The 15868-nt window shown below is 47.5% G+C and carries 14 protein-coding genes; 3 read left to right on the forward strand and 11 right to left on the reverse strand.

Going from position 1 to position 15868, the window contains the following annotated elements:
• Positions 1–111: 111 nt before the first annotated feature.
• A complete protein-coding gene (locus BLW49_RS24210) occupies positions 112–1272 on the forward strand; it encodes an ROK family transcriptional regulator (RefSeq protein ID WP_090727413.1) in 1161 nt (386 codons plus the stop codon).
• Between the two features lie 195 nt (positions 1273–1467).
• Positions 1468–1665: a hypothetical protein gene (locus BLW49_RS24215; protein ID WP_076315368.1), complete on the forward strand. Its 198-nt coding sequence runs from the start codon at positions 1468–1470 to the stop codon at positions 1663–1665.
• A 114-nt stretch (positions 1666–1779) separates the two neighbouring features.
• Here BLW49_RS24215 and nagZ read toward each other — a convergent pair whose 3' ends face one another.
• The 3 genes from nagZ to trxB form a co-directional block, all read right to left on the reverse strand.
• Positions 1780–3180, reverse strand: a complete 1401-nt coding sequence (nagZ, locus tag BLW49_RS24220) for a beta-N-acetylhexosaminidase (RefSeq protein WP_090727415.1) — start codon at positions 3178–3180, stop codon at positions 1780–1782.
• A 224-nt stretch (positions 3181–3404) separates the two neighbouring features.
• The gene (locus BLW49_RS24225; protein WP_047913722.1) at positions 3405–3641 is read right to left on the reverse strand and encodes a glutaredoxin family protein; all 237 of its coding nucleotides are present in this window, start codon (positions 3639–3641) and stop codon (positions 3405–3407) included.
• Between the two features lie 52 nt (positions 3642–3693).
• Positions 3694–4635 carry a thioredoxin-disulfide reductase gene (trxB, locus tag BLW49_RS24230; RefSeq protein WP_047913721.1) on the reverse strand — a complete coding sequence of 314 codons (942 nt, stop codon included), beginning with the start codon at positions 4633–4635 and terminating at the stop codon, positions 3694–3696.
• Between the two features lie 332 nt (positions 4636–4967).
• On the opposite strand from trxB, the gene BLW49_RS24235 reads away from it, so the two are divergent.
• Entirely contained in the window at positions 4968–5699 is a 732-nt protein-coding gene (locus tag BLW49_RS24235; protein ID WP_076315367.1) for a ZIP family metal transporter, read from the forward strand.
• A gap of 126 nt (positions 5700–5825) precedes the next feature.
• Here BLW49_RS24235 and BLW49_RS24240 read toward each other — a convergent pair whose 3' ends face one another.
• The 8 genes from BLW49_RS24240 to BLW49_RS24270 form a co-directional block, all read right to left on the reverse strand.
• Positions 5826–7778, reverse strand: coding sequence for a heavy metal translocating P-type ATPase (locus BLW49_RS24240; protein ID WP_076315366.1), 1953 nt, complete (start codon positions 7776–7778; stop codon positions 5826–5828).
• 346 nt (positions 7779–8124) lie between these two features.
• Positions 8125–9507, reverse strand: a complete 1383-nt coding sequence (locus BLW49_RS24245; protein WP_256209934.1) for a homocysteine synthase — start codon at positions 9505–9507, stop codon at positions 8125–8127.
• Positions 9508–9611: 104 nt separating this feature from the next.
• A complete protein-coding gene (locus BLW49_RS24250) occupies positions 9612–10478 on the reverse strand; it encodes an ATP-binding cassette domain-containing protein (RefSeq protein ID WP_177178836.1) in 867 nt (288 codons plus the stop codon).
• On the reverse strand, positions 10475–11374 hold the full coding sequence (locus tag BLW49_RS28940) for a hypothetical protein (protein ID WP_177178837.1): 900 nt from the start codon (positions 11372–11374) through the stop codon (positions 10475–10477). The genes BLW49_RS24250 and BLW49_RS28940 overlap by 4 nt, the downstream gene beginning before the upstream one ends.
• Complete coding sequence (locus tag BLW49_RS24255; protein WP_090727420.1) at positions 11358–11978, reverse strand: RNA polymerase sigma factor; 621 nt, start codon at positions 11976–11978, stop codon at positions 11358–11360. The genes BLW49_RS28940 and BLW49_RS24255 overlap by 17 nt, the downstream gene beginning before the upstream one ends.
• A 28-nt stretch (positions 11979–12006) precedes the next feature.
• Complete coding sequence (locus BLW49_RS24260; protein WP_076315361.1) at positions 12007–12732, reverse strand: hypothetical protein; 726 nt, start codon at positions 12730–12732, stop codon at positions 12007–12009.
• Complete coding sequence (locus BLW49_RS24265; RefSeq protein ID WP_090727422.1) at positions 12725–14956, reverse strand: ABC transporter permease; 2232 nt, start codon at positions 14954–14956, stop codon at positions 12725–12727. The genes BLW49_RS24260 and BLW49_RS24265 overlap by 8 nt, the downstream gene beginning before the upstream one ends.
• A complete protein-coding gene (locus BLW49_RS24270) occupies positions 14949–15815 on the reverse strand; it encodes an ABC transporter ATP-binding protein (RefSeq protein ID WP_090727424.1) in 867 nt (288 codons plus the stop codon). Before BLW49_RS24270 ends, BLW49_RS24265 begins: the two co-directional genes overlap by 8 nt.
• Between the last annotated feature and the right edge of the window lie 53 nt (positions 15816–15868).

The raw sequence follows: 15868 nt of genomic DNA on the forward strand, positions 1-15868 counted from the left end.
GTTATACTATCACACTCGAAATACTTTGTCTATTGGTTAAACAAAGTTTGTTTTTTGAAATGATTTTCGTTACAATAGTCTTTATATCATCACAAGGGATGTGCTTTATCCATGGCGATTACCGGAGATCAGGCTCTGGTCAAGAAAATAAATAAGTCCATTATTCTGAGCACGATCCGGGAGCACGCCCCGCTCTCAAGAGCAAGAGTATCGGAGCTCACCGGACTGAATAAGGCAACCGTTTCCAATCTGGTTACGGAGTTAATTGAGAATCATCTCGTCACGGAGCTCGGTCCAGGCCAATCCAGCGGCGGACGCAAACCGCTCATGCTGCTGTTTAATAATACGGCAGGTTATGCGGTCGGCATTGAGCTGACTGTTGCGAAGCTTCGCGGTGTACTAACCGATCTTGCGGGAAATATCGTGCATGAAACCTCTCTTCCTCTTACCGATCACGATATTCCATCCGTCACTGCCAGGATCATCACAATGACCAAACAACTGCAGACCGAGGCTCCCTTATCGCCGCATGGGGTCATAGGCATAGGTGTTGGCGTGCCAGGAATGGTAGACGAGGAGGGTACGATCCTCTTCGCACCGAACCTTGGCTGGAACACGGTTCCGCTGGCGAGCATGCTGGAGGAAGAGCTCGGGCTTCCTGTAACGATAGACAATGAAGCGAATGCCGGTGCTTCCGGCGAGCTTCACTTTGGAGCAGGTAAGGGAATGCGTCATCTCATCTATATTAGTGCAGGCTCAGGGATTGGCTCGGGGATCATGATTGACGGCGGGCTGTATAAAGGAGCTTGGGGATATGCAGGTGAGACAGGACATATGTCCATTGATGCAGAAGGAAAACAATGCACCTGCGGTAATCGAGGCTGCTGGGAGCTCTATGCCTCAGAGAAGGCGTATAGCGACCCAAATCTTCAGATTCCAGCAGGGACAACAGCCGAGCTGGTAGCTTATGCTGAACAGGGGGATCCCGCTGTGCTTGAGCTGTATCGAAGCATCGGACATCGGCTGGGCATCGGCATTACAAATATCGTCAACAGCTTTAACCCAGAGCGAATTATTGTGGGGGGACCGCTGTCCGAGGCTAGAGATTATATGGAAGACTCGCTCCAGCAGGTCGTCGCAAAGAGGACGCTGCCGTATCACATGCGCAGTCTGCAGATCAGCTTCGCCCAGCTCGGAAGCAAATCGACCCTCATCGGTTCGGCATACGGAGCAATCTCTCAATTTCTAGGTCACATTCGAGTAAGTGCGTAAGCTGTACACCAGGTGATTTAATGATGTGTGATCCATTGGACTGTTAAATATTTACTAATTCAGACAAAAAATCGTCCCATTTTATCGTCGCACGCCCTCTATTTCAAGGTATAATGAAACTAATTGTGTGTCATTTATCACAGCAGAGTCTTACCTTTGTGTGTATACCTTACGTACGAAATGGAGAGAATTCGTGTGACTTATGTGGATACATCAGATATTTCAGCCGCGATGTTTATTGCTGTTTTACTGTTCCTAATTGTAATCGCACCTTTGGCTAGTCTAGGTATCCTCAGACTGTTTCAAGGCAGAAAGAAACAAGCCCTATGGTATATCGTATCCGGAGTAGCGGTCTACGGTATATTCCAGTGGTTTATGTGGTATTTCTTTTAAAACAGCAATAATAAAGGCATCAGCACGTTATATGTACCCTGTTGGCTATGACTCTTAAGTAAAGTCTAGCCCGCAGGGTATTTTCACGTATGATGCCTTTACTTTATACGGGTATTATTTTTTCAGCTGGTCCGCAATCTGCTGATGTTCGCTTGATCCAACGACCTGCAAGGCCGATTCCTCCACCGGCTCATTCGTTAGTTCGTATTTGTATTTAAGAGTTAGAATCCGGAGCACCTTCCGATCAATATCTGCAGCCGAGAGCTCTCCCTTCCGCACAGCCTGTAAAAGCGTGTTATACGCCTTCTCCGCTTTGGCTGGTGTATGGCCGAACAGTACGATGTCAGCTCCCGCCTGAATTGCCATCAGTGCCGCCTCACCGGATCCATAATTTTGCTGAATTGCACCCATTTCTAGATCATCGGTAATGACAACCCCATCATATCCCATTTCCTCACGGAGCAGAGTACTGAGCATGACCTTAGACAAGGAAGCAGGCCGGAGTGAAGCATCGATCTTCGGATATTGAATGTGCGCAGCCATCATCATGTCTGCTCCAGCTTCTATTGCTGCCTGAAAAGGGACCAGCTCCAGCTCAGCAAGCTCTTCCTTCGTCTTCTGAACAACGGGCAAGCCAACGTGAGAATCCACCTTCGTATCTCCATGGCCCGGGAAATGCTTCACAGCCGGAATGACGCCGGCTTCCTGCATCCCTTTCATAGTGGCTATGCCGAGCTCGGAGACCGTTTCTGCCGAATCTCCAAACGAACGATCTCCTATCACCGTATTTTCCGGATTGCTGAAAATATCGAGTACAGGTGCAAAGTTGAGATTAAAACCGAACGCACCGAGCTCTTCTCCAATGACATTTCCGATTTGAGCAGATATTTCAGCATTTTTATACTTCCCTATCTGTTGATTCGATGGGAATTCTGTCTTCCCTTCAGGAAGCCTGGAGACACGTCCCCCTTCCTCATCCACAGAAATGAACATGGGCTGCTGTCCTTCTCCATTGCTCTTCTTGACTTCATTGATCAAGGCTTGAAGCTGCTTCTGATCGCGGATATTCGGCCCAAACAAGATGACACCGCCCAGTTGTCCATTACGAATTAATTCCTCGGCTTCCATGTCCAGCTCTGTTCCAGGGAAACCGGATATAATCATTTGTCCGATCTTGTCCTCAATTGACAGGTTCGCGAGCTGCTCCATGGCCGCCTCCTGCGCAGGCAATAGATCATCATGCTCCGGCGTTATGGATGTTTGTCCATCCTCGGCATCCGATTCCGATTCGCTGCCCGCATCTGGTGGTGACTCGGAGTCGGAGTCTGCTCCTTCTTCATCAGGTCCGTGATCCGAGCCCGATTCTCCTCCAGGCTGTTCCTGTTCTTGCTCCTTTGGCGGATCTGGTAAAGAGGTACCTGTATCCGCTGCATTGCAAGAGGTGAGCAGGACGATTGCCAGCATTATTAAAATATAGTAAGCCAATTTTCTATATCCAAAGGATTCTTTTCTCAATCCGACTTCGCCCCATTCTCGCTTGAATACACTTCAGATTATTCATTTTAGTCACACCACTATACTACCCATCTATCAGCAAAAAGAAAAACCGCACCCATTAGCGGCTGTGTCCCTTACACTCATGTAACCGAGAACAAATTCATCTTATCGATGTCTCTGTTTCTCTATTAGGTAAGGGAACAACTACCACACAGGGTGCGGTTATGCTATGACTTGATATCTTATCCTTGCGGATTAAGCGCTTTGTGGAACTGCAATTTGTTCATGCCAACGATACGGTGCTCGCCAAGCACGGTTACAGGTACTGCACGAAGACCCATATCCCATACTTGCTGTGCAAATTCGTCGCTCTGTTCAATGTTGCGCTCTTCATACTCAATGCCGTTCTCTGTGAGATAGCTCTTCACCTGACGGCAATGTGGACAATTGGTAGAAGTATATACTATTGCTTTATCCATAATATTCACCTCGTAAGAAGAAATTTAAATTATAAGTTAAGCTAGAACTCTATTAGTTAGCAACCGCGCTATGCTCCAGGCTTTCGATGAACTTCTCAGCATCAATCGCTGCTTTGCATCCGCTGCCTGCTGCTGTAATGGCTTGTCTATAACGTGTATCCTGTACGTCACCGCAAGCGAATACGCCAGGAACGTTCGTTTCGCTCGTTCCAGGATTCACTACGATATAACCATTGGAGTCGATCGTTACTTGACCGTTCAGGAAGCCTGTGTTCGGATTGTGACCAATCGCTACGAATACGCCGCTAACTTCAATCATCTCTTCTTCTCCAGTAGCATTGTTAAGAACTTTAACACCCTTAACTCCGCCTTCACCAGCAACAATCTCAACAGGTGTACGGTTAAGCGCCCACTCGATCTTCTCGTTGCTGCGTGCACGGTCCTGCATGATCTTCGATGCACGAAGCTCTTCACGACGATGTACCAGCGTTACTTTGGAAGCGAAACGAGTCAGGAAGTTTGCTTCTTCCAGAGCAGAGTCACCGCCGCCGATCACTACGATTTCTTTGCCACGGAAGAAGAAGCCGTCGCAAGTCGCGCAAGTGCTGACACCATAACCCACGTTCTCCTGCTCCCCAGGAATACCGAGATATTTAGCAGAAGCTCCTGTAGACAAGATAACGGTTTCGGACACGATCTCGCCCTGTCCCTCAACTTGAATCTTGAAAGGACGCTGAGCCATATCAATGCTGTTCACCCAACCTGTGCGGAATTCAGCACCGAAACGCTCGGCTTGTTTGCGCATATTATCCATAAGCTCTGGTCCCATAATACCTTCCGGGAAGCCAGGGAAATTCTCTACTTCAGTCGTCGTTGTCAATTGACCACCCGGTTCCGGGCCTTCAATAACAAGTGGACTCAGATTGGCACGAGCGAGATAAATCGCTGCTGTCAGACCCGCAGGGCCTGTACCGATAATGACTGATTTATACATTTAAATAACCTCCCGCTGCTATCCGTAAATTGCTGTAATATACATACTTTGAATGAACTAGTGTCAAGCAAACATACAATATGTATTAGAACCTGAAGCACAACATAAACTCAAAAAGAGTTGTCACCAGAAAAAGGATCATGAATAATGTATTGAATGGCTCCACCTGTTCAAGAAATCGTCAACTTTACGGAAATGGAATACATAATTTATAATAATTCTAATCTAGTCATCATTATGAGCAATTTCAAAGTCGATGTCAATGCTCATTTGTCGGTTGATGTCACCTGAATAATAGATGTGCTGCATTAGAGGAGGGAGTATAAAACGTTATGGTTGAAGCATTAATAGGAAGTGTTATATCCGCTCTGTCTACAGGGCTTGGCGCCATCCCGATCTTGTTTATGCGCAAGGTCACACACCGGCTCCGGGACATCTTGCTGGCCTATGCGGCTGGAATTATGACCTCAGCTTCACTCTATAGTCTTATCCCGGAAGCACTGGGTCAATCTAATCTATTGGTCCTGTTCATCGGGATCCTTGCGGGCAGTATCGTTCTCTTGGTCCTGGAAATGTATATACCGCATATTGATCTGGAAAATCCAGAATCGCGTCCCTTCAATATTGAAGGCAAAGCGTTTCTTATCATTGCTGCAATTACGATGCACAACTTGCCTGAGGGCCTGTCTGTCGGCGTCAGCTATGCCAGTGGAGATGACAGCTTAGGCAATCTGATCGCGCTGTCGATCGGTCTGCAAAATGCGCCGGAGGGGTTTCTCGTTGCTCTCTTCCTCGTTAATCAGAATATCGGCCGGTTCAAAGCACTAGGTATTGCGACCTTAACGGGTGCAGTAGAAATTGTAACCAGCATTATCGGTTATTCGCTTAGTAGTGTCGTTGATGGACTCGTACCTTATGGCCTTGCCTTCGCAGCCGGAGCCATGATGTTCATCGTATATAAGGAGCTTATTCCGGAAAGCCATGGGGACGGCAACCAGCGAGTGGCGACGATCTCTTTTATCCTGGGATTGATTACGATGATTACACTCACCGAGGTATTCTGACTCGACAGTAGTTCTTCCTCACAGAGCTTACGTTATATAGCAGCAAAAAGCGTCGCTTGCCCAAGGCTTAAAGCCTGCAGGAGCAAACGACGCTTTTATTATGGTGCTCGTGTCTACGTGATCCATTTACTTTAATAATCGAAGTCCATTGAGAATCACGAGAATTGTACTGCCCTCATGTCCGATCACACCGAGAGGAAGCGCTAACTCAGAAATGAAATTTCCTGCGATCAAAATGGTGATTACGCTAATGGCAAAGACGATGTTCTGCTTCACTACTCTTGCCGCACGTCTTGCCTGTGTGACACTCCAGGCGATCTCTTCAATGTTATCGTTCATCAGCACCACATCTGCGACCTCTATGGCCGTTCCGCTGCCCGACATTCCCATGCCCATTCCAACCGTTGCTGCAGCCAGTGCGGGTGCATCATTAACGCCGTCGCCAACCATGACGACATGGCCATATTGCTCACGCAGGGAGCGAACTCTCTCTACTTTTTGCTCTGGGAGCAGTCCGGCATAAACGAGATCAACTCCCGTTTCCTTCGCAATAACATCAGCGGTAGCTTGTCGATCGCCCGTCAGCATGGCTACCTTGATACCGAGCTCTTGCAGCCGTTTCACTGCCTTCACCGCTTGTGGACGAATCGTATCCCGCATCGCGATCAGACCCGCAATGTGATCTCCTTGCATAATGACGGAAACCGTCTTGCCCTCACGCTCAAGTTCTGACCTGCGCTGTATCCAAGCCGGATCCGCATCATTCTCATCCAGTACATCTGTTTTGCCTACCTTCCATAACTGGCCGGCAACTCTGCCCTTGATCCCCCAGCCCGTGATATTTTGGACATCGTCAGCTTGGATCAGCTGTGCTCCAGCTGCAATCGCCCTTGCTGCAATCGCCTCTGCCAGTGGATGTGTAGACTGACTTTCCACTGCCGCCGCGTGAGATAGAAGGGTCATCTCGTCATACCCGGCGGCAGCGATCAAATCAGTAACTTCCGGAACGCCTCTCGTCAAGGTCCCCGTCTTGTCAAAGGCTACCACAGCCGTCTTTGCCATATTCTCTACATGTGCTCCGCCCTTAAATAATAGCCCTCTTCTCGCACTGCTTGAGATCGAAGACAGCATAACGGGCATAATGGAAGCAACCAAAGCACAAGGAGAAGCAACAACCAGGAATACCATCGCCTTATAAAAAGCATCTCCCCAGGTGATACCAAACAGCAGCGGCATCGCTAGAACAAGAACAAGCGTAATCAAAACAACCAGTTTGGCATAAATCCCTTCAAATTTCTCGATGAACCGCTGAGAAGCCGGTACCTCGGATTGGGCCTCTTCTACCAATTTGATAATCTTCGAGAACAATGTATTATCGGCCGGCTGAGTCACTTCAATATATAAGGCCCCTTCACCGTTCATTGTGCCGGCATAAACCTCATCTCCTGCGCTCTTCTCCACTGGAATTGATTCTCCTGTAATGGAAGCCTGGTTCACGGCAGAGTAGCCCTTGTATACATTACCATCGGAGGGCATTATTTCGCCCGGCTTAACCAGCAGTAAATCTCCAGGCTGAAGCAGATCAATTGCGACCTGCTCCACTGTTCCATCCTTTAACCGAAGCGCTGTCTCTGGCTTTAACCCAATCAAGGAGGAGATATCTTTATGACTTCTTTCCGTACTATAGCTCTCAAGCGCACCACTGAGCGCAAAGATGAAGATGAGCATCGCCCCTTCATTCCAATATCCGATCGCCGCAGCTCCCATAGCTGCAGCGATCATGAGAAGGTTCACGTCCAAATCCTTCTCCTTGACGAGCGTCTCCACACCTTCCTTCGCTTTGGCCCAGCCTCCTATCGTATAAGCTGCAATATACAGCACGATCGAAACAAGCTCATAGCTTCCTGAGATCCCCCATGCTGCCAGCATCATGACCCCGCTGCCGAGAGCCGCCTGCATCTCCCGGTTCTTAAGCATCATCTTAAAATTCGGACCTCTTTTGCGTCCAGGACGCTGAGGTGAAAGCCCTTGTTCATCCACTTGTGCTGCAGTACTTATTCGCTGCTGAATAGCCTCCATATTCTTCACTATCCTTTCTTCTTGCTTGGTCTAATTGAGAATGAGAGCCATTGTTAATGGCCTTAAAATGACACATGCTGCTTCGGGAATCCCGAAGCAGCATGGTTTTTCGTAAAAATAGCATGGTGACATCATTGAGAATGATAATCATTTTTGCATATATACAATTATTTTTGTTTTGTGCAACTTTTAATGTATTATATACCTGGCCCACAGAAATTGTAAATAGTAATGTTAGAAATTTCATTTGAGCATGAACAAGAGGAACAGAATCTGAATTGAGGTAATGTAAAAATAACCCCAAACCCTGTCAATAAGGGCTTGGGGTTCAAAGCAAGAGCTTCGTTTAGGATGGATTAGCTATGTTCAGATCTAACTGACTGGCTTCGATGGCCTGCTTCAGGTCAGCCAGTATATCCTTAATGTTCTCGGTTCCAATCGACAAGCGAAGCAGTTCTGGATTCACACCTGCTGCGATCTGCTCTTCTTCTGAGAGCTGCTGATGCGTCGTGCTTGCCGGATGGATGATAAGCGACTTGGAATCCCCTACATTCGCCAAGTGAGAGAACAGTTTAACATTCTCAATCAGCTTGCTGCCTGCAGCCGCTCCGCCTTTAATTCCGAAAGTCAGTATGGCCCCCTGACCCCGAGGCAGATACTTCTGTGCAAGGCTGTAAGACGGGTGGCTCGGAAGCCCCGCATAGCTCACCCATAGAACGTCCGGGTGCTGCTCTAGATATTTTGCAACTTCAAGTGCATTAGCACTGTGACGCTCAAGTCTTAAGTGCAGGGTCTCTAGTCCTTGCAGCAGCAACCATGAATTAAAAGGTGAAATCGCTGATCCGAGATCCCTCAGCAGCTGAACTCTAGCCTTAATTATATAGGCTTGGGGTCCAACAGCCTCAGTATATACAACCCCGTGATAACTTGGGTCTGGTTCTGTCAATCCTGGAAACCTGCCGCTTGCCTCCCAATCGAACTTACCGCTGTCGACAATCACGCCGCCGATTGAGGTTCCATGTCCGCCAATAAATTTGGTTGCTGAGTGGACGACAATATCTGCTCCATGCTCAATCGGACGCAGCAGATATGGACTGGGAAACGTATTATCTACAATTAGCGGAATTCCATGGTTATGGGCAATTGCAGCTACCGCTTCTATATCTAACACATTACCTTGTGGGTTGCCGATCGTCTCGGCATATATGGCTTTGGTCTTGTCTGTAATAGCCGATTCAAAGTTTGCCGGATCTTCCGAGTCAACGAATTTGACTGTAATTCCAAGCTTTGCAAGCGTCGAAGAGAATAAATTGTACGTGCCTCCGTACAGGCTTGAAGCTGACACAATTTCGTCTCCGCTTCCAGCGATATTCAAAATAGAAAAAGTAATGGCTGCTTGGCCCGAGGCTGTAGCGAGTGCCCCTACCCCGCCCTCAAGGGCAGCAATTCGCTGTTCAAATACGTCTGTGGTTGGGTTGTTAATTCGAGTATAGATGTTACCGAATTCTTGAAGAGAGAACAGTTTGGCCGCATGCTCACTGTCACGAAAGGCATACGAAGTTGTCTGGTACAAAGGAACAGCCCGCGATAACGTTGTTGGATCAATCTCCTGGCCAGCATGGACAGCAAGAGTCTCAAATGCGTAATCTTTTTGTTCATTAGACATATTTCTGTTTTCCTCCTCTTGAGCGGGGCAAAAGCACGCTTCTTTTTTACCATATTCTCTCATAATTTGTTAACTTTGAAAAGACTAATTCCTACTTTTCCTATAATATTTATTCATTTTAATTTTGCTAACAACGAACACCAAAAAAAAGACCACAAACTCCCGCTTTAATCATTACGAGGGGATTGTAGTCTTTTTCTAATATAATAAGCATCCTCTATACTTGGAGTTACTTTATGGAAAGATGTATTCAACTGGCCTGATTCGAACAGCCGAACCACATGCCCGTCTGAATTTGTCCTTCGCGCAATGATACTGGCCTCAGGGATGTGAGCTAACTCTTTATCACTGACCTCTCCTTCGTACACTTCACCTGGCACACTCTGAATCCATTCACGAGCAGAGCCGTAGAAAGCAACCCTGCCGCAATCCAGCCATAGAACATAATCGGCACTTCGATCCCATTCCTGCAGCTCGTGAGAAGCTGCTACTACGGTGCGATGCTGAGCCAAATGGGACAAATATGCAATGGTTCTTCTACGAAAACCGGCATCAAGGCCGTTCATAGGCTCATCGAGCATTAGGAATCGGGGATTCGTGAGCATCGCTTGAGCAATATGAATTCTGCGGACAATGCCACTTGATAGTTTGCGAATCTTGACAGGAGCATAGTTCTCGAGGTCAAATTCCAATAGCAGCTTTCTAATCACTGCATCATCGTATATGCCTTTCAATTCTCCGAAATAACGCAGCTGATGATATACCGTCATACTCCCGTACAATTCCATGGAAGAAGGTACATATCCCATCCTGCTTCGAACAAGCAATAGATTATAACCTTCTGCGCTCTTGCCTTCATAGTGGATCTCACCCTTTTTCTGCACTTCGCTCACGGTAGCGAGAAGCTCTAGCAGCGTCGTCTTTCCCGCTCCGTTCTCTCCGACAAGCATAGTTAGTCCATTATGCAGAGTTAATGATTCAATATCCAATACAAAACTGCCCATTTGCTGCTGAATTTGACTTAGCGTAATCATGCCTTCCTCGCCCCAGCTATAAGTGACCGGCTTCTGTAGTATGCAAATAAGATCAAGGCAACTCCGGCAACAAATACAAGGCTGTCGATCCATAACAAGATGATGGAACCGGGACTCTCCGTTATGGACAGCTGCTGTTGAACCACCAGCCATACTAGATAGACGACAGAAGAGCCTAGTATGGCTGCCTTCACTCCTTTGTAGAATAAAAGCGACATTGCTGTCCCGCCAGTTATTAATGTTACCCCCAGCCACATAAGGACAAAATGTCCGAAGTGGGATACATCGCCACCCACCGTCGCCACTCTCAAATAGACGATCACATTACTGACAAGCGCAAGCACAAGAACAGTTAGGAAGGTCAGCAGAACCCGGCTATATGCAATCAATGCCAGTGGGTAAGGCGTAATTCTCTCCACGGATCTTAACCCCCGATCGCCTGAACGCAGTGTAAACAGCATCGCCACCAGTAACAGCAGCGGTGTCGTTATGGAGTATATTGTCAAGCTTGAATCACCATAAAGTTGATTAGGGCGATAGGGATCAATAAGGACGGCGAGCAGCATAAACAGAATTGCCCCTGTACCGAAGATCGCTGCTTGATTTCTACGCATCTGGCTTTTTAACAGATTTCGCAGAGAAGGCTTAGGAATAGAACCCTCTGCCCAAGCATCAGTGGACTGTTCACTTTGGTGCTTCATTCGTTGAACTTCCGGATCACTGCTAAATGTTGTTATAAGTGCCTTGTTTTCTTTCAGAAGCTCAAACTCCCCTTGCAGCGAAGACAGAAGCATCAAGGTCTCTTCTTGAGAAGGGGGCGCAACATCCTTACGCGGAAGCACAGAACGAAGCTCCTTTTCCAGCATTTCGAGACCTGTATCAGCTTTTTGATTCATGGGCATACACCTCGTTTTCTGTAAACGTATCCGTCATCAGATTCGGCATCGACGCATAAAGCTCCGGCTTTTCCAATATTTTTACTTTTAGACGACGTAGACCTGCGTATAGACTGCTTTTTGCTGTACTTAGCGGAATATTCAGGAGCTCCGCAATATCCTGCAGCTTCATATCCTCATAGAAACGCAGAGTTATGACCTGCTGCTGCATCATTGTCAGTTCACCGAGCAGCATTCGGATCTCGTCAGCGGTCTCTCCCTTGAGATATTGTTCCTCCGCATTTACGTGAGGGTCCTCCTTGTCAGGCATCTGCTCTCCTGCTGCTCGTTCACGTACCGCGGCAGCACTCTTCCAGTAATCCCGGCAAAGATTCATCAATACACGATATAGCCAGGCTTTCACATGATCAAGACCGTCTTGTTCTCGCAGATGGCGAATCAGCTTAATGAACGTTTCCTGAACCAGATCCTTAGCCTTCTCTCGGTCTCCAACCAGCCTTGCAGCGTATAGAAGGAGAGAACCATGAAACCGGTTCACCAGCATTTCAAACGCCTCCTGATCTCCTTCGCTCATTTTTCGTGCCAATTGTTCATCCGTAAGCACAGCCCCCCTCCTTCCAATGCTATAACAATTACTCTAGCTCCGATTCTTTGGTATATCGATGCCGGCGATTGATTACGAAGATACTTATAATCAAAAGGATCAACGACGCACCCACTAGCAACCCGCGATTAAGCACAAATGGCACCTCTCGCATGTCTAAATACGTTGTATAAAGAGTAAAATGGCGGAAAATAGCACCCATCGTCATCGTATCAAGCAGCCACCAGGCAAAACCGAGCGCCAGGCCTCCATACAGTTTTTGGCTCAGCACCATCCCGAAGATCGTTATGGAGATCATGAACAGCATCGCCGGTAGGGGCTGAATGAGCAGCTCGATCATATGAACCGTGTCTGTTATTGCTTCTCCACCATCCCAAGGATACACTCGAGCTGACATCTGTCCGAATCTTAGTACATACAAGGTCATCCAGCCTGCTTGGGCAATCAGCATAAGAATGATGGCCAAGCCCCATTTTCTTATGGTCATTGCAGTCAGACTCATCGGATAGGAAGCGATGGTTTCCATACTCCCAGCTCCCCATTCACGCTGAAAGAACAGGATCGCTGCCATCGTACACAATAAGAAAGACAGCATTTCATTATATTGCATTGGATTTGGGGCAGCCCCATCCTCAAAGGTTCGGAACAGGATCGTGGTAAGCAGCAGCAGATATATGGCGACAACCAGCCAGAATGTTCCGCTGCGCATCCCCTTCAGCTCCATTCGCAGCCAAGATGTATAGCGATTATTCATCAGACATCACCTGGTCCCATACCTTATTCCACTGCTGCGGTGTAATAAAATCAGCTTCATTCGGCTTCACTGGCGGCACACTGAGATCCTGTTTATAAAAATGATGAAGCACCTGCTTCACTTGCTCTGTCTGTCCTGCTTCTATAGCTTGATCAACTTCGCTGATCATCTGAGCTGCCATATGATACAGATCACTGCTCAGCGCATCATATCTCATTAAGTAGTAAGACAGCATTGAGTTACTCATGGCCTCATGCTGCGGCTCATGCTCGTAATCAAGGTAATAGACATACCAGCAGAGCATTCCAATCAGATGTCTGATATCAGCAGTCGTCTCTGTTAATTGATTGCGCTCACTCAGCCCAACCAAAAGCATATCTGCACCGGCTTGATCACCAAATATCAGAGCATTCATCCAATTTCTGGCCGTAAAAGCGTCATAAGAAGAATTAAGATCATTATGAATATAGCTCGCATTTTGAATATCAGATAAGCTGCTCAGGTAGAGCGGATCACCATACATATACAACTGCTTATATTGCGGTTCAAGACTTGGAAGCCATGATTTGAAATAAGCAAACTGCTCTTCCACCAATGACATCACATGCAATACAGAACGCTGTGCAAAAGGAGTCGAGTACACTTTAAGTGGTACGACTGCACTTGTCGTCTCCGTAAACGACGCTCCGATGGCTGTCAGAGGTGACGTCACACGCCCCGCAATTACCTGATCCTCGTCAGCCGCCGCCAGATCCCCTGCTCCTGCCCTGCTCTTTAATTCCGTCTTGCCCAGTGTCGTATACATCTCGTTCTTAAAATTGCGGAAGGTAACCTGCATATTAACTGGTTCAACTTGCAGCTTATTAGCAAGGAGCAAAGTTCGATCCTCTTCCGTTGCACCCATTCGGTATTCATAGATGCTCTGCTTGCCCGGTATAGGGTACCATCCGATCATACCGCCCAGATACGTATTTCCCCCCGAACTGAAAGAGTAATATACGTCAAAATTGCTGTTCGAAGGGATGACAAGCTTCCCTTGGTAACGAATCACAAGCTCATAGTCAGCCGGCTTCTTCGTATACTCTGGGACATGAACCGTTATCCAATCCCCCTCGCGAACATAGTTGACAGGCTCGTCATTAATATGCAGCTCTTTGATTACAAAAGCACGATTCAGTGTAAACTTCAGCGCATCAGCCTCTCTATCCACTGCCTTTGCTTCCAGCTGCATCACCGCATAGCCTTCAAGGATATCCTGTTCGTTCTGAGTGATGGAGAGGTCATATGAGGAAAGGGCAAAGATATTCTGATGCTCAGCACTTGACTCACCTTCCATTTGTACATTCGGGTCATGCAATATGGCTTGGATCTGGTTATTCTTCTCCGCCCATATAGACGAGTATGGGATGAACGCTGCGCTGCACACAGCGAGTACGCATACAGAAGCTATCCAGGACTTGGCCGTCTTTCGAACAGGACGCTTATAATTCAGAACAAGAATAGAAGCCGCAAGTAAGAGCATGGCAAACATAAGAACAAATACTCTCGAAGCATTCCTTTCATCGGCAAACAATGCTACACTCCAGGTCTGATACCATTTTCCGCTCTCGATGAACAGCTGGCTGAGATGAAATGTCTTCAGCAGATGCCAGCCATAGCGTTCCAGTACGAAGATTTCCATGAAAAAGGTGCCAAACATCCAGGCGCTGAACCCGATCAAATACACAGCCCGGTTACTGATGATGACGCCAAGCAGCATCCCGAGTGCGACCGTGACGGCATAGGACACTTCGTACTGTATAGTAAAATACAGCATGCGAGGCCAAACGATCTTTACTTCCAGCCCACTGATCTGCCCAGCGATGAGCATACTTGCAGCAATGAGGATCGTAAATATCGTTAAATAACTAAGAATGGCAGCATACTTGGCTGTAAGCTGGACAGCAGATGATATCGGATAGCTCTTCACCCACTCATATGCAAGTCTTGCCAGATCACGGCGTGCAAGCGATATACCCAGAAAGATCGCCACCCCAAGCGTCATCGTATGTCCGACTGATTGAATACGGTCTATGCTGTAATACAGATTTTGCATTGGATTCTTGAAGTTGAAATACATCACCAGCCAAAAAAATGCGGCATACACAATAGGCAGGGACATGAGTACGACCCTTCGGGACAATAAACGGCATTCCAGCACATACTGCTTCGCCCACTTATGCATGACGTTCTCTCCCAATCAGAGTAAGGTAGCCATCTTCAAGTGTTGGCTTAACCGCCACAGCCGCTGGATGCGGAGCGTCATCACTAATGATGCGGCAGGAGACTCCCTCTTCTAATCTTTGAGTCGATACGATCGCCATGGGGTTTATCTGGCGCAATTCCTCATCGTTCAGCACGGCCTGCCACACCTTGCCGTCACCAACATCAGCCAGATCGGACAAATTACCAGATAACACAAGCTGTCCTCTGGACAGTACGGCGATCTGCCTGCAATTACTTTCAATATCTGCAACGATATGTGTTGACAAGAGTACGATTCTCCCAACGCTGAACCGGGTGAGTATATTGCGAAATCGAACTCTTTCCTCCGGATCTAAACCAGCAGTTGGTTCATCAACGATCAGCATCTTAGGAGAACCCAACAGCGCTTGTGCAATCCCGAGACGTTGCCGCATGCCACCTGAATAAGTCCGCACCTTCTTGTCAGCCTTGTCGGTAAGATTCACCTGATCAAGTATGCGTTTAATCTCCTCCTGACGGGCCTTTGCAGCGTGGATCCCTTTCAATACCCCCACATAATCAAGAAACTCTCTGCCTGTAAGCTGTGGATACACACTGAAATGCTGCGGAAGGTAACCGATCTGTCTGCGCACCTCTTCCGGCTGTGACAGTGGAACCCCGAAGATGCTTGCACTTCCTGATGTCGGTTTCTGTAATGTAGCCATAACTCTCAAAAAAGTCGTTTTACCTGCACCGTTAGGTCCTAGCAGGCCGACCATGCCCTCGTTGAAGGTTAAGGTCACATCATCCAATGCCAGATGCCCTTTATATGATTTGGTTAAATTCTGAGTCGTGATCATATGTTTCGTTGTTCCCCATTCGTTATGGTATTTCCGCGCGGTTTCGATGCTGT

Source organism: Paenibacillus sp. PDC88, assembly GCF_900106725.1.
Classification (GTDB): Bacteria; Bacillota; Bacilli; order Paenibacillales; family Paenibacillaceae; genus Paenibacillus; species Paenibacillus shunpengii.